The sequence below is a fragment of the Pukyongia salina genome (assembly GCF_002966125.1).
GTDB classification, from domain to species: domain Bacteria; phylum Bacteroidota; class Bacteroidia; order Flavobacteriales; family Flavobacteriaceae; genus Pukyongia; species Pukyongia salina.
The window spans coordinates 1,637,461-1,655,908 of the sequence record NZ_CP027062.1 but is presented as its reverse complement, the minus strand read 5'-3'; the positions used below and the strand labels follow the sequence as shown (position 1 = coordinate 1,655,908).

14 protein-coding genes are annotated in these 18,448 nt (G+C 42.1%); 7 read left to right on the top strand and 7 right to left on the bottom strand.

Annotation, left to right across the window (positions count from 1 at the left end; genetic code table 11):
* Nucleotides 1-229: 229 nt before the first annotated feature.
* The 5 genes from C5O00_RS07425 to C5O00_RS07405 all read right to left on the bottom strand — a co-directional run bounded on the left by C5O00_RS07425 (nt 230) and on the right by C5O00_RS07405 (nt 6,479).
* Nucleotides 230-1,087 carry a pseudouridine synthase gene (locus tag C5O00_RS07425; protein ID WP_105216255.1) on the bottom strand — a complete coding sequence of 286 codons (858 nt, stop codon included), beginning with the start codon at nt 1,085-1,087 and terminating at the stop codon, nt 230-232.
* Nucleotides 1,088-1,300: 213 nt separating this feature from the next.
* Nucleotides 1,301-2,206 (bottom strand): geranylgeranylglycerol-phosphate geranylgeranyltransferase, encoded by a 906-nt coding sequence (locus C5O00_RS07420; protein ID WP_105216254.1) that lies wholly within the window; start codon nt 2,204-2,206, stop codon nt 1,301-1,303.
* 23 nt (nt 2,207-2,229) lie between these two features.
* The gene (locus C5O00_RS07415) at nt 2,230-3,168 is read right to left on the bottom strand and encodes a mevalonate kinase family protein (protein ID WP_105216253.1); all 939 of its coding nucleotides are present in this window, start codon (nt 3,166-3,168) and stop codon (nt 2,230-2,232) included.
* A gap of 179 nt (nt 3,169-3,347) precedes the next feature.
* A complete protein-coding gene (locus tag C5O00_RS07410) occupies nt 3,348-4,427 on the bottom strand; it encodes a diphosphomevalonate decarboxylase (protein ID WP_105216252.1) in 1,080 nt (359 codons plus the stop codon).
* A gap of 168 nt (nt 4,428-4,595) precedes the next feature.
* Nucleotides 4,596-6,479, bottom strand: a complete 1,884-nt coding sequence (locus C5O00_RS07405) for a serine hydrolase domain-containing protein (protein ID WP_105216251.1) — start codon at nt 6,477-6,479, stop codon at nt 4,596-4,598.
* 187 nt (nt 6,480-6,666) lie between these two features.
* Here C5O00_RS07405 and C5O00_RS07400 point away from each other — a divergent pair, with 187 nt between their 5' ends.
* The 6 genes from C5O00_RS07400 (at nt 6,667) to C5O00_RS07375 (ending at nt 15,519) form a co-directional block, all read left to right on the top strand.
* Entirely contained in the window at nt 6,667-7,242 is a 576-nt protein-coding gene (locus C5O00_RS07400; RefSeq protein ID WP_105216250.1) for an RNA polymerase sigma factor, read from the top strand.
* A complete protein-coding gene (locus C5O00_RS07395; RefSeq protein WP_105216249.1) occupies nt 7,235-7,972 on the top strand; it encodes a tetratricopeptide repeat protein in 738 nt (245 codons plus the stop codon). Before C5O00_RS07400 ends, C5O00_RS07395 begins: the two co-directional genes overlap by 8 nt.
* Nucleotides 7,973-7,982: 10 nt before the next feature.
* A complete protein-coding gene (locus tag C5O00_RS07390) occupies nt 7,983-11,234 on the top strand; it encodes a CHAT domain-containing protein (RefSeq protein ID WP_105216248.1) in 3,252 nt (1,083 codons plus the stop codon).
* 73 nt (nt 11,235-11,307) lie between these two features.
* On the top strand, nt 11,308-13,170 hold the full coding sequence (locus C5O00_RS07385; protein ID WP_105216247.1) for a S8 family peptidase: 1,863 nt from the start codon (nt 11,308-11,310) through the stop codon (nt 13,168-13,170).
* Nucleotides 13,171-13,240: 70 nt separating this feature from the next.
* Nucleotides 13,241-14,872 carry a hypothetical protein gene (locus C5O00_RS07380; RefSeq protein WP_105216246.1) on the top strand — a complete coding sequence of 544 codons (1,632 nt, stop codon included), beginning with the start codon at nt 13,241-13,243 and terminating at the stop codon, nt 14,870-14,872.
* Nucleotides 14,873-14,889: 17 nt separating this feature from the next.
* Nucleotides 14,890-15,519, top strand: a complete 630-nt coding sequence (locus C5O00_RS07375; RefSeq protein ID WP_105216245.1) for a hypothetical protein — start codon at nt 14,890-14,892, stop codon at nt 15,517-15,519.
* Between the two features lie 60 nt (nt 15,520-15,579).
* Here the strand turns inward: C5O00_RS07375 and C5O00_RS07370 are convergent, their stop codons facing one another.
* Both C5O00_RS07370 and C5O00_RS07365 read right to left on the bottom strand, forming a co-directional pair.
* Nucleotides 15,580-16,104, bottom strand: a complete 525-nt coding sequence (locus tag C5O00_RS07370; RefSeq protein ID WP_105216244.1) for a DUF1697 domain-containing protein — start codon at nt 16,102-16,104, stop codon at nt 15,580-15,582.
* A gap of 2 nt (nt 16,105-16,106) precedes the next feature.
* Nucleotides 16,107-17,339 (bottom strand): BaiN/RdsA family NAD(P)/FAD-dependent oxidoreductase, encoded by a 1,233-nt coding sequence (locus C5O00_RS07365; protein ID WP_105216243.1) that lies wholly within the window; start codon nt 17,337-17,339, stop codon nt 16,107-16,109.
* 47 nt (nt 17,340-17,386) lie between these two features.
* Here C5O00_RS07365 and C5O00_RS07360 point away from each other — a divergent pair, with 47 nt between their 5' ends.
* Entirely contained in the window at nt 17,387-18,427 is a 1,041-nt protein-coding gene (locus tag C5O00_RS07360) for an endonuclease/exonuclease/phosphatase family protein (RefSeq protein WP_158676800.1), read from the top strand.
* The last annotated feature ends 21 nt before the right edge of the window (nt 18,428-18,448 follow it).

The following is an 18,448-nucleotide window of genomic DNA, read 5'->3' as shown; positions in this document are numbered from 1 at the left end:
CGAATAGGTAAGGGCGAAGATACTGATGCGGAAATGATCAGATGCCAGTTGTATGATATATCTTCGGAAGCTAGCTTTAAATTTCGGCGGATTACCTGGAATCCTGTTTTTGAATATAACTTCCTATTTTTCAAAAACCCGAACTTAAAAACATATTTCAATTTGTTCAGCTAAATCGGGTGCAAATGAAATAAAAAAAATTGAATTACAAGTTAATTCCTTATTAATTTTATAACATCCTGAAAAGTTCTGTTTCCGCCTGCGTTAATAGCTTCCATCTGCCTCTGGGAAGATCCTTTTTTGTGAGGTGAGCGATGGTAACACAATCTACTTTGATCACATCATAGCCCAAATGGGAGAAAATATCGCGAATCACGCTATTTCCCATATGTTTTAAGCGTAGACCAACCTCTTTTTTAGGGGAATTGTCTACATAGCTCACTTCTTCTACCATGATCTCTTTCCCATCGATCTTTAGTCCTTCTTTTATCTTCTGAAGATCTGCGGCCTTCAGGTTTTTATCCAGCTCTATGTGAAATAATCGATCCATCCCTTTAGAGTGAAGCTTTTTCACCAGGGCGTCGTCGTTGGTAAAAAGCAACAATCCTGTAGCATTTCTCCCTAATCTTCCTACCGGTTTTACTCTGGCTGAAGTTGCATTAGAGATCAGGTCCATTACTGTAAGGCCTTTAGATTCGCTGGTGGTAGTTGCAACTCCCTTTGGTTTATTTAGAAGCACATAGGTATTTGGTTCGGGGTTGATACGGCGGCCATCAAAGCGTACATCATCCTCCAGCTTCACTTTGTATCCCATTTCGTTAATGATCTTGCCATTAACCGTCACCAGTCCTGTTGCGATATAGGTGTCTGCTTCTCTTCTTGAACATATCCCACTATTGGCGATATATTTATTGAGTCTAATCCCATCGGCAGGATTTGCCGATTGTTTTTTACCCGCCTTATTAGTTGTAGTTCGCCGGTTATCTTTCTTAAATGGAGGTTTTTTGCCTTTGGCACCCTGGCCACTGCGTTTATTCTCTCTTCCTGCAGTAGATTTTCCTGCTCCTCTGTTCCCTTGTTTACTCATATTAATTTTGCTGATCTGCCAGCCTTTAAATTTTCGGCAAAGATATACAAAGCCATTGGTTTTCAGTGATAAAAGTTAAATTCAATATTTGTTCAATTTTTGAAGAATACTTTATATTTCATCAACCACGGATCCCTCAAAAGTGCTTGGATAACTTCTTTTCAGAATAAAGATAAAACCCAACTATCTGCTTGTGACTAGTTGTACTTCAGGTTAGAATATTCTATTGAGCAGGACATTCACATCTATCAATACGATACTAAACACACCCACCACGATTACCAGTTTCAATATGGTATGCAGTAATATATAGTGTAGTTTTTTTGCTGAAATCCATAAAAAGACAAGGAATAGTATTAATCCGGGTATACTGGCGTAAAAGTAAAGTACCATATAACCTATATCAAATTTTGTGAGTAGGAAATATACCGGGATCAATGTTAGTGCGGCAAGCAAGGTAAGCATTCGTTTAGAAGTTCGTTCTCCATAAACCACCGGGATGGTGCGGTAATTTTGCGCGAAATCACCCTTGATGTTTTCCAGGTCTTTTACAAGCTCCCTCATGGAGATCACCAGGAAAAGAAAGGTTGCATGCACAAAGATCACCAGATCGAAATTCTTGTAGTAAATAAACACGGCAAAAAATGGTATCACCGCCAGGATGGCTGCTGTGATATTTCCAATAAAGGGGTATTTTTTAAGTCGGTGCGAATAATACCAGATAGCAAAAATATAGAGACTAAAGAACATAACAGCCCTAAAGGAAACGTAGCTGGCAAAGATCACCGATATGAAATTGAGAACGAAATAGGTTGTGAGTTTGGTACGCTGACTCACAAGCCTGTCCAGCATGGTCTTGTGCGGTCTGTTGATTAGATCCTTCTCCCTGTCGTAAAAACTGTTTATGATATAACCTCCGGCGATAGCAGCGGCAGATGCCAGTACAAGCATAAGCAGGTTAGGATCGAACAATACTTTTCGTAAGGGCAGGTTTGGTGCGAGGATATAAATGGAGGTAAGGTATTGTGCAAGGATTATAATAAGAATATTATACCCCCTAATCACAGAAATCAAGCTGAAAGATTTTAAAAGAAAATGTTTCTGCCTTCTGCTTAACATACCATATGTGGATGAAAATTATTTCAGAAATTATAAACCACTTCCAGTTTATAATCCTTTAGAGCTTCTTTGGCCCGGGCAAGATCCTCGGTGAATCCCAGCATATATCCTCCCCCGCCAGAACCACATAATTTGAGGTAGTAGGCGTTAGAGTCTATTCCCTTCTTCCATAGCTTATGGAATTCTTTTGGGATCATGGGTTTGAAATTCTCCAAAACTACTTTAGAAAGTTGCTTGATATTCCCAAAGAGTGATTTCACATCGCCATTAAGGAAATCCTCCACACAGGCATCTGTGTGCTTTACAAACTGATTTTTCAACATCTTTCGGAAACCTTCCTGTTTCATGTTCTCCATAAAGATCTGCACCATAGGTGCCGTCTCTCCTGTACTACCACTATCCAGTAAGAACACCGCCCCTTTCCCCGATTCGGTTTGAGATGGGATCCCGGCCGGTTCGATATTATCTTTCGAATTAATGAGAATGGGTAAGCTTAAATAACTGTTCAATGGATCGAGGCCGGAAGATTTACCATGGAAGAAAGATTCCATTTCGGCAAAAATACCCTTCAGTTGTAACAATTTATCTCTTGTAAGGTTTTCTAAGACCGTAATTTTATCATTGGCGTACTTATCGTAAATAGCTGCTACAAGCGCACCACTACTACCAACTCCATAACCCTGCGGGATGCTGGAATCGAAATACAATCCTTGCTCAATATCTTGTTTTAATCGGTCGAGGTCGAAAGAAACCAACCCAGGTTCTCTTTGCTGCAAGTCTTCAAGATACTTCAGAAAGCGTTTTAGATTCTCGTTGCTTTTATGAGTTGAAGGGGTTTTGTGCGCATCTATTTTCAGGGCACCGTTATAAAAGTTATAAGGGATAGAAAGCCCTTTGGAATCTTTTATAATACCATATTCCCCGAATAGAAGAATTTTTGAATAAAACAGGGGACCACGCATAAATTGTGTACGTTTTCAGTAGTAAAGGTACATTTTTTACCTTTAAATCTAATTGTTCATCGCAAAGATATACTTTCCAGCTAGGAAATTTCAGAAAATATACTTAAAAATAGTCACTATCAACAGTCTGGCATTAAACCCATTGCAAGAGAAAAACCTTTATTAGTGACCTTGCCTTATCACACCTGAGATGCCCCCAGACCAACCCGATCTTCAATAAAAGATCCATTTTTACAAAACTTAGCCAGTTCGCTCTTAATAAAAGGAACTACGATCGAACTTTCGTTCTCCGGATATAAAACATGCACATTCGCCCCCGCATCCAGCGTAAAGCAAAGGTGAGAACCGTTTTCTTTGCGGAATTGCCAGATACGATTAATAATCTCCAGTGTATTGGGTTTCATAAGGATGTAGTAAGGCACTGAGGTCATCATCATGCCATGTAGCTGAAGAGCTTCAGATTCTACCAATTCGATAAAACTCTTTAGATCTCCCGATTTAAATATATTCACTAATTTCTTCAGGTTGAGATTCGCGGTTCCAAAACGATCTTCCGCATAGGGATGATCCCGCATTAAACCATGACCTGCCGTACTACTCACTTGTTTCTCGCCTTTATCCACTAATAAAATAGTATCCTGGTAGTTGGAGAAATTTGGATGAATATCGTAAGGATATTTCGTTCCGAACAGATCGTTACTCCCCTCGATCTGCGGGTGTTCTCCCCACACAATAAGCGGGCCTTCCACACTTCGGCAGGCACTCCCCGAACCCAGACGTGCAAGGAAAGAGGCTTTTTGCTTAAACTCCGTTTCCGAGATCTGCTCCCCCAATAGCTCTTTCTCCACACTCATTAAACACAATGCTAGCGCACTCATCCCACTGGCAGAAGAGGCAATACCACTGCTATGTGGAAAGGAATTTGAGGTTTCTATTCGAAAAGCGTAGTTCTTAAGAAATGGCATATAGGCTTCAATTCGTTCGAAGAACTGAATAATCTTAGGTTCGAACCCCGTTTCTCTTTCTCCGTCAAGGTAGACTTCAAACTCAAAACCCTCTGTAGATTTTATGTTATATGAAAGTTTAGTTGTAGTATGGCAATTAGACAGGGTAAAACTCACCGACGCATTACAGGGTAACTGATGCTCGAATTTTCCCCAGTATTTAACCAGAGCAATGTTGCTGGGAGATTTCCAGGTTACGCTACCTTCAGGGAACTGATTTGAATATTTCTTCGGAAGGAACTGAGCTTCTGGCATGTATAGAATTTTTCAGCACAAAGATAGCGAAAACCCCTTCGGTTGGAAAGCAAGATATTTCAGAAGCAATAAAATTGATACCCCTCCTACGAATATCTAATTTCTATGATCTAATCTATCATTCACCGCCGTATTCAAAACAAAAAGCCCTTTTTCAAGGGCTTCTTTCTATTTAATTACGAATCGTTTTGTGGTACGCCTGTTGCCTATAGTAATTTCTATAAGATATAAGCCGGAATCAAGGCGTGAAACATCGAGGGTATTTTCTCCACTTTCCACAATTCCTGCAACAAGGCTTCTTCCCTGTAGATCGAATACTTTAAATTTAAGTTCCTCTGGTAATTCGTTATAGACATGGAGCAATTCTGAAGTGATAGTAGGATAGATTTTCACTGCAAATTGTAATTCGTTCTCTTCGAAACCAAGAAGTGCTTCTCTTTCTGCCGGATTTCCAAGCAGATAGAGGGCGTTATTCCCATTATTCGTGTTTTTCTTATACTCGTATACCCTTATCGCATAGCGTTTAGTGTTATCCAGTCCGGTAACTGTAACTGCTGTACCGGTTCCGTTATACATCACATAGGTACCATCACCCAGGTCATCACCACTGCCAAATGCTGCATTGGCATTATAATCTGTTCCATCAAGTGGGTAAGCACTAAAATTATAGGGATCTGTATTATTGGTTATATCCTTCATAACCACTAGACGGGAAGTACCATTTCCGTTGGTCCAGTTTAGATCCATTGTGGAAATACCATCGCCTTGTGCAAGTAAGTTACTGGCATTAACAGTAGGAGCGTCTAAAAGATCGAATGTTGGAAACCCCGATGCCCCCGAAATACAATTCCATCCCAATCCATCCAATGCCGCCCAAAAAGCGGGTGCTGTTCCATCAACGATTCTCTTATTTAACAAGATCGCCCAGGTATAACCACTATTAGATCTTACCCAATAGGTAGCGGTACCATCTACGGCTCCGGAATGCCACCAATTATTACCGGCATTCACTGCCCATCCTTTTGCGTAGTTCGCATTATTTACAGAAGGAGTCACCATATTGGTTATGGTAGCGGGCAAAAGTATATCGGGTTTGGTATTGAAGCCGTCCACAGCCACGAGTAGTCTTACCAAATCGCGGGCAGTCGCTATCCAACCTCCGTGACCATCCATGGCGTCTATTGCAAATCCTCCGTACTGCCAGGGAACCAGGTTACCGCTTCCATAAAGATCCAGGGTTGTGAATCCGTTTCCTGTATATTCGCCTTCACGTTCGCGTTTGTCCTCAAGTAAATTCTCTCCAATATACATATCGTAAATCCCCAGTGGATGCAGAATCTCGTCCTGCATATAGGCTTCATAAGATTTACCCGAAACTTCTTCAATGATCTCGCTAAGGATTAGATAACCCATATTGGAGTATGCATAGGCCGTTCCCGGGGTGAAGTTCAGATTCTTTTCTAATAGATAATTAATAAGGAATTCTTCTTTCACAGGGTTAGGTTGTCCCTGAGTTTGTGTAACATGTAAGGGAACCGCAATAGGATCACATCCTGAAAAGAACCAGGGATATGGAGATGTAGGGTTTGGGAAACAATCTACACTACTATCCCATCCTGCACTGTGTTCCAGGAGGTGTTGAACGGTTATGTCGTAAACGCGGTTATCGATGATCGAACTTCCCGAAAAATACCAGTGATTCTCTAAAAGTCCTCCCGGGCCAAACACCTTATCGCCAAGTGCGATATCGCCATCTTCTATCATCTTCATTATTCCAATACTGGTTATGGGTTTCGATACACTTGCTACCCTGAACATATGATAAGGCTGCGTGGGTTGAGTCGCTGAGATATCTGCATTTCCGAAGGACCTCATGTATTTTAACTCTCCATCTTTTGCGAGTGCAAAAGTTAAGCCGGGTATATTATAAGTGGCCATTAAATTTTGAACCTGAGTATCGCAACTACTCATCTGTGGGACGGGTATTCCGTTTTGAGCAATGCTGCAGACTCCAAGTAGTAATGCCGATACAAATGATAATAGTCGTTTCATAATGTAAAAGAATTAAGGTTAGTATTATTACATCGAAGCAAAACAAAATTGTCATCACTTTAAAAATTATTGAATCCAATGATGACAAAATAATCTTAATACGATGTGAGTGTGAAAGGCGCTGCTTTATAGATTTCAGTAAAGTTACGATTGAAAAAAAATTGTATCTTTTCCCTATCTACGTACGATGGGGAACACTAATCAAATAACGGCGCAATTGCATATGGCAGAGGCTGTAAAGAACAATGATGAATTAGTTCTGAAACAGTTATACCAGGAATGTTATGGTAAAATTGAAGTACATATTTTGAAGAATAACGGAACCAAACCCCAGGCAAAGGACACCTACCAGGAGGCTTTTATCGCGACCTGGCAAAACGTGAAAAGTGGAAAATTCGTACCTACTAACGAAACTGCTTTACAAGGGTATTTGTACAGGATCGCGAAAAACAAATGGACGGATTATTTGAGATCTTCTCAATTTAAGAAGACCTCATCCATAGGAGAGGGATACGAAATTCCGGACGAGTTCGACGAAACGTCTACCGATAATATTGAGCAACTCAACAATGCGATGGAAGCATTTCGGCAGTTAGGGAATGAATGCAAACAACTGCTTACTCATTTCTATTTTGAGAAAAAGTCGCTGCGGGAAATTGCGATGGCCTTCGAAATTGGTGAAGCCTCTGCGCGCAATAAAAAATATCGTTGTATCAATAAATTAAGAGAATTAGCAAAGACCCCAATTTTTAAAAATGAATAATTCAGAAAACATATCACAGGAACGTTTTGAGCGTATTGAGCAATACCTGGAAGGGAAAATGAGCGTAGATGAAAGATCCCGATTCGAATCTGAACTGACCACAGATCCACAACTTGCCGCACAGCTGGAGGAGCTGCGAGTGTTAATTCTGGGTGTGGAAACAGCTGTTCTTAAAGATAAAATGGAGGCATTTCACGCAGATCTCACTCCGGTAAGAGACATCGCTTCTGGTGGCGGAAACCGAAGTACCGTAATCTGGCGATGGTCAATAGCCGCCATCCTCATAGTGGCATTTGGCCTGTTCTGGATGCTAAAAAGCGATAACGATTACGAAAAGCTCTACGCCAAACATTTTAGTCCGGATCCCGGCCTACCCACTATCATGAGCTCCACAGCCAATTACGAGTTTTATGAGGGCATGGTAAATTATAAACAAGGCGATTACAAAACTGCTCTTAGCAAGTGGGAAACTATAAGGGATGATGCCATGGGCATGGACACTTTACATTATTTCCGGGGTGTTGCTTATCTGGCAAAAGGCGATCCCGATAACTCTATTAAATATCTGCAACCTCTATGGAATATGGAGGACAATAGTTTTTCCGCTGAAACGGCTCATTATCTGGGTCTGGCTTATTTAAAAATTGGCGATATTGAAGAAGCCATAAATTATCTTACCTTTAGTAAAGAAGAAAGTGCGAAGGAGATACTTTCTGAAATCAAAGACTAACTAACTTTTCATGAAACCAATACCCGGCAAGTATTTTGGGGTTTTGCTACTGCTGTGTATTTTCGGAATATTTGAATTGCATTCGCAATCCGAAAGAAATACCTGGCAGCAGACTGTTGATGCCTACATTGATGCCAATCAGCCAAAAAAGGCAGATTCGGTTCTGCAAAAACAGCGGGAGATCTTCCTTCAGGCAGGGCAACTGGATTCCCTACATCAATTTCCTGGAAAAATTGGGCGTATTGCCAAATTGCAGCATGACGCCAAAACCGCAGCCGCCAAAGCTGAAGCCTTTATTAGTTATCTGAAAACCAAAACCAATAATCCCCGCACCCTCAGCAAAGCGTACCTGGACATAGACAACCTGTATGTATTCCTTGTAGACGATCAAAACGCCCTGAAATCGTCTCTTACTGCCCTGCAGTATGCTAACACCATTCCGGATGTAACTCAGGAAGAACTGGGTAAGATCAACTACGCCATAGGTGGTAATTACTATGCCCTCTACGACCTTGCCAATGCGTTGAAATATTTTAAGGCTTCTGCTTCAGCCTATGAACGATCGGCGGCTGTGAAGAAGGATATTTTGGCAGATGCATACAATGGAGTAGCCGTTTCCATGTGGACCCTGAATAAATTAGACAGCGCTCGCATCTATTTCAACAAGGCAATTTCGGCAACCGAAGAAAGTGATCTTACAGGATTTAATCGCACTTATTATATCGTGGCGTTCCAATTTAATCTGGCGTTGGTGATCGACGCCCAGGGGCAACTTGGCGAAGCTATTGCCATGAAGGAGGAAATTATAAAACAGCTTCAGAAGATCATCAACGAATGTGAGGACGACTTCCTGGTAAAGAAATCGAAGCGGTTGCTCGCTTCAGCTATTTCAAACCTGGCCGCCTTTTACAACGATACGGGTTATCTTACCAAAGCTTATGAGATGCTGCTCTTCGCCCACGAAAAAAAGAAGGAGGTGTACGAGATCCACAGTCCGCGCCTGGCAACATCCTTAACACAAATAGCCCTGGCGGAGTTCGAATTAAAAGAATTTGATAAGAGCATAGCTACAGCTACTTTGGCGTTGGAGAATTTAAAAAAATCACCCAGCGAATATCCCTCTGTCGAGGCAGATGTTTACGCTATGCTGGGAAAGAGCCATGCAGCTATAGGTGAAATTGAAAAAGCCGATTCCTATTTTAAAACCAGTCTCAAGCTTTTTAGAAAAGCATATCCCGAAGCATACAGCCAGGAGTTTCTTATTTTTCTAAGGGATTATTCTCAATTTCTGGCCGATCATGGAAAAGCTCAAATGGCCATTGACATTGCCCGGGATGCGTACCGTTATATTTTTGAGAATGAAGGTGCGGCGAGTTTTTCCACCCTCAAGGAAGTTACCAATCTATCTGAAATCTACTATAAAGCGGCAGATTATGAAAACGCCCAGAAATGGGCGCAAAAAGGGAAGGAAATATTAGATCTGAAACTCAAAGATGCAAAATCTGATATTGATTCGGTACAGGTAGAATTTAGACGTCCAGCTATTACACTAATGGAGGTACGTTCTTTATACCGTACGAACACGTCCAGAGACTCACTTTTTTTAAAGCGGCAAATAGAAAAATTGAACAAAGCGGTTGCGTCGCTTGAAAAGCGTAAAACAACCACCTTTAGCCCAGAGGACGTCAATATGATCCTGGAAGAGTACAAGGCCTTGAGTACCGAGTCTAAAAAAATGTATTTCGAATTATTCGAGCTTAGTGGAGATAAAAAGTATCTGGATAAGACTGTGGCCATCCATGAATCGGGTATTTACAATCGAATTAGAACGCAGTTTAATGTTAAAAACGATATCAGTTTTGGAAGCTTGCCCGATTCGGTATTAAAAAAAGAAAATGAACTTAAAACGTCTATATCCAGTGCATTATCAGGTGATAGCTCTAACAGACTGGAAAATTATTTAAAAGCCTCCCAAAACTGGCGTTCTTTTCTGGATACCCTAAAGCAGAAATACCCTAAATACTATGACTTGCGTTATGCGACCATTGAGGAAGATCTTGGGGATATTCAGCAAAAAATTCCTGAAAACACTACAATTGTACGTTATTTTTTCATTGAAAATGACCTCTTTGTTTTTATTCTGAACAGGAACACCAGCGAAATACGAACATTGAATTACGACCATGTTAAGGAACATATTTTAAATCTAGCTGAAGACCAGTCGGACCTGGAACGCACCTCAACTTCCTTAGCGATACTTTATGACAAACTCTGGCGACCTATTGAAGATCTGGTTTCTACCAGGAAGGTGGTCATTATTCCCGATAGGGATTTGTTCAATTTAAGCTTTGAAACACTTTCTCCTGTTAAGATAACCCACTTTAAACAACTTGCCACCCAAAGTTTACTGGCTCAAAAAGTGATTTCCTACAGTTATAGCTTGTTCTTACTTAAACAACCGGCACCAACCTATGTATATCCAAAGAATTTTGTGGCCTTTGCGCCCGAATTCAATGAAGATATGAAGATGGAATACAGATTTGCCATTACCGATTCTCTGGATCTCGATAAAACCTATATCAAGTTACTTCCTCAACCTTTCAGTACAGAACTGGTGAAGAAATATGCGAACATTTTCGATGGCGAATCCTTTTTGAACAAACACTCTACCAAAGAGGTTTTTAAATTGAATGCCAGGGAGCACAAGATCATTCATATTGGGACACATGCAGAGTCGAACAATATTACCCCTGAATTTTCAAGGTTGATCTTTGCCAAGGACGTAGCCAAAGAGGCGAAGCGTGAAGACAACTCCCTGTTCACTTACGAGATCTACGATTATAACGTAGCATCAAACCTTACTATTCTCACCGCGTGTGAAACAGGCAAACCCACCTTCGAACCCGGAGAAGGAATGATCTCGCTGGCCCACGCATTTAATTATGCTGGAAGTGAAAGTATACTCACCAGTTTGTGGAAGATCGACGAAAAGTCCAGTAATGAGATCCTTGGATATTTCTACGATAATCTAAAGGATGGAATGCCCAAGGATGAAGCACTACGGCAGGCTAAACTTAGTTACCTGGCGGTTGCCAAGGGCCGTACTCTCGCTCCGCAGTATTGGTCCGGACTGGTGCTGATGGGAGATACGTCACCACTGGAACTTCATTCCGAATTTCCGTTCTGGCCATGGTTTCTGGGAGGTCTGGTGATCCTGGCCGTAATGCTTTTCGTTTTCAGGGAAAAAGATCCTACAAAATAAGACGTTCAACCTTTTGATGACATTTCGATAGTTAGCCGATGTGATTATACAACTCATCATTAAACTAACTATTATGAAAACAATCCTTACTACTTACACTCTCCTTTTCTTCTGTTTAAGTGTTGTAGCCCAAGGAATTCCTCCAAGGGTTGAAGCAAATCTGGATGATGTCTACGCTCAGTACAATTTAAGCGGAGAAGACGTACTTATTGTGATCCTGGACCGTGGGATAGACTACCGGCATCCCGATTTTCTGGACTCGAACGGAAATACCAGGCTGGCCTATATCTACGATATGATAGACCCCACCGGTGCAAACGACCCGAACAACCCCTATGGCATAGGTACCATCTTCGATAGAAATGCGATCGATATCGCCCTCGATAATAATGATCCGCCTTTGTCTACAGACAGATACGGACATGGTACGGCAACGAGTGGTATCGCAGCGGGAAATGGCAGTGGAACTACCGGTTTAGAATTTCAGGGGGTAGCACCAAATGCAACTCTAATAAGTATAAAAATAACACATGATCCTTTCCCGGCATTTGGCTCAGAGCCGGGACAAGCTGGCTTTTTTAATCCCGCCTATTTGCCTGTTGCGATGCAATTTGCGGAAGATAAGATCGCCGAATTAGGGCTCCCCGCCGTAACATTAATGAACATTGGTTCCATTGGAGGACCTACAGATGGGACCAGTCTAATAGCCCGTGCAATAGATGATTTTGTAAGCAATGGAAACACCTTTGTGTGTGGCGTAGGTGACGATGGTGGAAACGATAACCACGCTTCCGGAACGGTTGCTCAAAATCAAACTATAGAGGTTGATGTAATGAAAGGGGAAGCCGGTTTCCTTCGATTCGACCTGTGGTATAGTGAGGACGATAGATTCACTGTAAGTGTAGAACGACCCAATGGAAATGTTTCCGGGCCTTTTATTGCCCCGGCAGGACCTAACGGAAGTAACGACCAGAATCTGGGTGATATCCAGATATACCATCGCGGAGCAAATACAGAATTCTATGAGGCCACTTCCAACAGAAGAGAATTAATGATCGACTTTACCGGAACTACGGGAACTTATAAAGTAATTCTTGAAGGAGCCCAGATCAATTCGGGAGAATTTCATGCAGTCCTGAACCCATCCACCTATTATAATAATAACAGATTCACCTCCTTCGTTTCGCCCGGATATAGCATAAATGACTATGCTAGTGCCAACCTTGTGATCACTCCGGGAGATTATGTGGTACAGAACGACTGGGTGGATATTAACGGTATCCCAAGAGACATTACGGGTCAGGGTGAAACCGGAGAATTGTGGATAGGCAGCAGTAGTAGTCCTACTCAAGACGGTCGTCTGGGAATCGACTTTGTAGCCTCGGGTGAAGTGTGCCATGCGGCTTATGCAGATAATACATACTATGAGAGCTTTACCTTCAATGTACTGCAAAATAGTAATGGGTTATACGGAATACAAAATGCGGTGAGTGCTGCGGCGCCTTTATCTACAGGTGTCATCGCCTTGATGCTGGAAGCCGATCCTAGCTTAACACCCGCCGAGATAAAATCCATTTTACAACAATCCGCCCGGCAGGATTCGTTCACGGGTAGTGTTCCTAACCACACCTGGGGTTATGGAAAACTGGACGCCCTTGCTGCTATCGAACGAATACTGGGTATAGGGCAAAACGAGTTTAAGAATTTTGCCGTCGTACCCAATCCTACTCCCGGATTTTTTAAAGTTCATCTGGACAATTCCTATGCAGAAGTTAGTGTAGTTGTTAGAAATATTCTTGGACAGATCATTAACTCGGAAGTCTTCAGAAATACGAATGAACTATCCATGGAAATCGTGGGAGACAGCGGAATCTACCTGGCGGAGGTTATCACTTCAGAAGGAAGCAATTCAACAGTAAAAATTATAAAACAATAGCCTCAAGTACAATCGACACGAAAGTGACAGCAACTACCAAACAACCCTTTAGCAATTAAAACTAACAGTCATGAAAAAACTACTAATACCTTTAAGCCTATTTTTTGTAGGAGCCGTACTATTTGCACTTAGTTTTCTAAGTTTCGGTAGTGCTTCTGGAGATCTCGACATTTCCATTGTGAAATCTAACTCGATCATGCCTGCGGCGCATAATGTATACGCCAATGAGTTGGCACTGGACGGAAAGTACTATCTCTTTAAGGCTAAAATGACCAATAATGGAGACAACACCCTCGAAGATGTAACGGTTCGATACCGGATTCCCGGCTATGTTGAGTGGACAGAATTGGACGTGATTGGAGAAATGTTTCCGGGACAGACCGCCTCGGTGCGCTGCTATCCTAAATTCAAAGATGATATTTCAGAAAAAATGACCGAATCTACGGAGAAAGTAGAGATCGAAATATCCTGGGATGGAGCCCAGGAAGACGATATCATCGATGAGGAATTTAGTTTCAGGATCTCCGACAGGAATGAATATCTCTTCACCAATATTCCGGCCGAAGAGATCGCCGGATGGGGAGATGTTTATAACAACGACGCCTTACTGGCTTGTTTCGTTACCCCAAACGATCCCATAGTTAAATATTATACTCAGAACATCCAGGAGAAAATATTAATGGGGGAAACAGCTTCTGTCACCAAAGACCCTAACGAAGCTGTACGTTTTCTTGCCGGGATCTACAACGCTACCGTGTTATCTCATATGGTGTATAGCGGAACCAAAGGTATCCCGGAAAATTTACAGGATGTATCCAAATTTTCACAGCACAACAGGCTCCCCAGAGAAGTGATCACCGGAAATACCGGGTTGTGTCTGGAGCTCAGCCTACTGTACGCAAGCGTCCTGTCTAATGCAGGTCTGGACCCCATGATATTTCTAGTTCCCGGACATGCTTATCCGGGTTTTCGTCTCAACGGACAATACTACGCCATCGAATCTACCGGAATAGGTGGTGAAGGAATTGGCGGTATTATGAGTGCCGAAGATGCCTTTAAAAAAGGAATGGAGCAGCTAAACGAATTTATGCAGAAGGCTCAAACAGGTGACCCGAGATACACAGTGGTGGACATTCATGCAGTAAACCAACAAGGCGTTACGCCCATGGTACTTAAAGACGATGATTTCCTTAGAAAAAAAGTAGACGATATCGTAACATCATGGGGAAGCACAGGTACTATCGCAAAGACCAGCAATAACAGCCGTGTTGCAAGTGGTGGAAATACCGGCTCGAATAGTGGTGGCGGAGGCTCTGGTGGAGGCTCATCTTTATCCTTTTCAATCCCGGGCGGATGGCAAACCTTTATGCGTCCTGTCCCTGAAATCCCTATAATCACAGCTCAGGTTGTTGCCCCGGACCAATCCACCACAGTTACCGTATTCGATGTACCCGCATCCAGTGGACAGGAAGCTCTGGGAATAATAAACCAGTATTTTCAAAACTATGGAATGTCCATGCAATACCAATTGAATGGCAACCAGGTTACCGGACAAACATATTCTAATAGCGGAGTATTTAATTGGGTAGGTAAAACCTTGGGCCGAAACGGAGGTATTCGATTGGTGGCTGTAGGTGCGCCCGATTATCTGTATAACCAGAGTTCGGGTTATATAACCCAGGTTTTTAATAGTATTCGTTAACGCAAAACAATTTTAAAATGAAAAATTCGAAAAATATAATGCTCCTATTCCTATTACTTTCAACTGTATGGGTATACGGCCAGCAAACACAACAGAAAATAGACATGGATATTGATGCGGTAGGGAATGCCAAGATCAATGTTTCAATGACAATGAACGCCCAGCAGTGGCAGGTATGGGTGGGCACTCTGGGGAATAACCCGGCAGCATTAAAACGCGAGGTAGAGCGGTCTATGCCAGCTTATTTTCTAGATGACTTTAAACTTGAAAAAGACGAAATGAACAGATCCTTCACCCTTAGCCTGAACGCCTATGGAGTGTGTGAGATCAACAAGCGCGGTGTGTGGACCATAGATACGGACCAGAAGAATGCCAACCTAACCAAACTTACCGATCATAAATACATGCTGGTAAGTAGTCCGGAAGAATTTGGAGGGACCATACAACAAACGTTTACGATAAGTTTTCCGCCAGAGGCCGAGAATATAGAAGTAGACAAAGATGCTTTGGGTAATTCCATCTTTAAATTCGATATGGAAAATTCGGCCGGTGGCATAAACCTAATGATGCTGGGTGGGATCTTATTTATGGTTATAGGAGCAGGTTGGTCTGGAGTGAGTGTATTAACGGGTAGATCTAAGACTTAGTTTAAAATTCGATTCATTTGTTGTTTAGCTGTTTCAACAGATGGATGAAACCAAATTTCGTTAATCTTCGGCTAGTGCAACAAGTTTACGCATTGTATTGAAGTTTCGAAAAGTAATGGCAACTTTTAGATGTCGCTCGAAAAATGCCGTACCGGTTTTAGCATTTCCGGCACCTTTTGCACAGAAAAGATAGACACAATGTGGCGTTATGTGAAACTCCTCATTGGGAAAATTATAAGAGAGGGTTGTTTCAACCGCTACTGTAGATGGAGGGTCATACAGTAGTCCGAAATAGCTCTTTTCTTTTTTTTCCTTCGGAAAGGGACAACGGTCTAGTATAGTTTGTAATTCCCTGGCAGTTGTTAGTAAAACAGGAACGTGCCAGCCATATTGATTTTCAATTGCTTCCGAAAGGTATTCCGAAGCAATTTCTTTTTCAGAATGAAATAACACATTCCCACTCTGAATATAGGTTTGTACGTTCATTAAACCTAACGATTCAAAGAGCGCGCGCAGGTCGGCCATCAATATTTTCTTCTGGCCGCTTACGTTAATACCTCGTAATAATGCAATATAACGATACATACTCATCTTTGCTTAGCAATAGCCCTGGCAGCGAGATATCCCCCGGTCCATGCATTCTGAAAGTTAAATCCGCCGGTAATGGCATCAATATTTAATACCTCCCCTGTAAAATACATAGCCGGGAACAATTTACTTTCGAAAGTTTTAAAGTTCACTTCTTTTAGATCCACCCCTCCGGCGGTTACAAATTCTTCTTTAAAAGTACTCTTACCCTCAACCTGAAAAGTCGCCGCAGTTAGCTGATCTACCAATTCGATTTGCCGGGACTTGGTGAGATCTGCCCAGATTTCTGTTTCCGCTATTCCCGACGCTTCAACTATCCTGCGCCACAATCTTTTAGAAAGACCAAATTGTGCCAGGCTGCCAATTCGCTTTCTGGCAAACTGGTATTTCAGGGATTTTATTTGTTCGTGCACTTCATCGGCATGGGCATCGCCCAACCAGTTCACCCTGATCTTAAAATTATAATCCAGAGGTTCCAGAATGCGCGCTCCCCAGGCAGATAATTTTAATATTGCCGGGCCACTCATACCCCAATGGGTTATTAGTAAAGGCCCTTCGCTAAACAGGATGGCTTTCCCGTCTTTCCCCAGGACCTCCACACTTACTTCGGCAGTTATCCCGGCCAGATCGGTTATTCTCGGGTCGCTGATATTAAATGTAAATAATGAAGGGACAGGTTCTACAATGCTATGTCCTAATTCTCGTAGCATCTTCCAGATCTTCGGATTACTTCCCGTTGCAATAACAACCACATCGGTTGTGAAGGTCTCGTCTTTTGTAGAAACTTCCCAGCCAGCATCTACATTTTGAAGATTCCTTACCGGCTTGTTATACATTAGCTGAACACCTAATCTCTTACTTTCATTTAAAAACAGATCAATTATGGTTTGAGACGAATCTGAAACAGGAAACATTCTGCCGTCTTCCTCGATTTTTAGAGCAATCCCTCTTTGTTCAAACCACTCTATTGTATCTCCCGTCATAAACCTGCTAAATGGTCCTAACAACTCTTTTTCCCCTCTGGGATACTGTGTTACCAATTGGTCTGGGACGAATTCGGCATGAGTAACATTACAGCGGCCACCGCCGGATACCTTCACTTTGGTTAGCACCTCCTTACCACGTTCCAGGATACCAATCTTCAAGCCCGGATCCATCTCGGCGGCATTGATCGCCGTAAAGAACCCTGAGGCCCCTCCCCCGATAACTAAAACGTCGTAATGATTATTCACGCTCTAAAAGTATGGATTATTCTAATGGATTCTTTTAACTTTAAGGGATGATGTTAGCACTTTATATAGTAACAGTGATCTTTATCATTTCGCCTTTCTTTCCGGCGACCAGGAATCCGCATTGGTTCTTCCGCACGCCGGATTTTATCCGGGCACAAACCGTTGTGATCCAGGTTATTTTACTTGTTTTACTGTTAATATTAATAAAAACATTCTCCACAGAAATACTTATTCTCCTGGCTGCGCTTGGAATATCAACCATCTATCAACTGGTAAAGATCATTCCCTACACCTCTGTTTATCCCAGGAAGAAAAATCCTTTTAGTAGTGATGGTCATGTTTCCATCCTCGCTGCCAATGTTTTGCAGGATAATAAGGATTACAACGACTTTATAGGTTTGGTAGGCAAATTCGATCCTGATCTGGTGCTAACCATGGAAAGTGACAGCCATTGGGAAAACGCGCTGCAAGAGATCGAAAACAATTACCCTTTTACAGTTAAGATACCATTGGAGAATTACTATGGTATGCATTTATACTCCAGGGTGAAACTGGAGAGTGTAGAAACCAATTTTCTTGTGGAGAACGATGTTCCATCAATTTTCTTTAAATATCCCGCAGCCGGAAATCCAATCTTTTTTACCTGTCTTCATCCGGCTCCTCCAAGTCCTACCGAGAACGAAACAGCTAAAGAACGCGATGCCGAATTAATGATCGTTGGGAAGAAGATCAGGGATATGGATTGTTCGGCGGTGGTATGTGGCGACATGAACGATGTGGTATGGAGCAGAACCACACGGCTGTTTAGAAAATTAACCGGAATGCTCGATCCCAGAATAGGAAGGGGTTTTTACAGTACGTTCCATGCCCGATATTCCTTTTTAAGATTTCCACTTGATCATTTGTTTCACACTCGTGATCTCCTTGTGGGAAAAATGACCCGCTCCCAATATTTCGGCAGTGATCATTTTGCAATGTACTATGAGATTCATTATAAAGCTTCCCAGGAGACCCCTGAGAATCCGGATCTTACAGTGGAAGAAGTAGAAGAAGTAGAGGAACTTATTAGAAGACCTGAAAATGAATAATAATAATAATTGGTAACTTAC

What these genes read in the sequence shown, in the direction of transcription:
- C5O00_RS07425 (WP_105216255.1), bottom strand. Translation starts at nt 1,087, where the DNA reads ATGAGTAAACAAGGGAACAGAGGAGCAGGAAAATCTACTGCAGGAAGA.
- C5O00_RS07420 (WP_105216254.1), bottom strand. Translation starts at nt 2,206, where the DNA reads ATGTTAAGCAGAAGGCAGAAACATTTTCTTTTAAAATCTTTCAGCTTG.
- C5O00_RS07415 (WP_105216253.1), bottom strand. Translation starts at nt 3,168, where the DNA reads ATGCGTGGTCCCCTGTTTTATTCAAAAATTCTTCTATTCGGGGAATAT.
- C5O00_RS07410 (WP_105216252.1), bottom strand. Translation starts at nt 4,427, where the DNA reads ATGCCAGAAGCTCAGTTCCTTCCGAAGAAATATTCAAATCAGTTCCCT.
- C5O00_RS07405 (WP_105216251.1), bottom strand. Translation starts at nt 6,479, where the DNA reads ATGAAACGACTATTATCATTTGTATCGGCATTACTACTTGGAGTCTGC.
- C5O00_RS07400 (WP_105216250.1), top strand. Translation starts at nt 6,667, where the DNA reads ATGGGGAACACTAATCAAATAACGGCGCAATTGCATATGGCAGAGGCT.
- C5O00_RS07395 (WP_105216249.1), top strand. Translation starts at nt 7,235, where the DNA reads ATGAATAATTCAGAAAACATATCACAGGAACGTTTTGAGCGTATTGAG.
- C5O00_RS07390 (WP_105216248.1), top strand. Translation starts at nt 7,983, where the DNA reads ATGAAACCAATACCCGGCAAGTATTTTGGGGTTTTGCTACTGCTGTGT.
- C5O00_RS07385 (WP_105216247.1), top strand. Translation starts at nt 11,308, where the DNA reads ATGAAAACAATCCTTACTACTTACACTCTCCTTTTCTTCTGTTTAAGT.
- C5O00_RS07380 (WP_105216246.1), top strand. Translation starts at nt 13,241, where the DNA reads ATGAAAAAACTACTAATACCTTTAAGCCTATTTTTTGTAGGAGCCGTA.
- C5O00_RS07375 (WP_105216245.1), top strand. Translation starts at nt 14,890, where the DNA reads ATGAAAAATTCGAAAAATATAATGCTCCTATTCCTATTACTTTCAACT.
- C5O00_RS07370 (WP_105216244.1), bottom strand. Translation starts at nt 16,104, where the DNA reads ATGTATCGTTATATTGCATTATTACGAGGTATTAACGTAAGCGGCCAG.
- C5O00_RS07360 (WP_158676800.1), top strand. Translation starts at nt 17,387, where the DNA reads ATGATGTTAGCACTTTATATAGTAACAGTGATCTTTATCATTTCGCCT.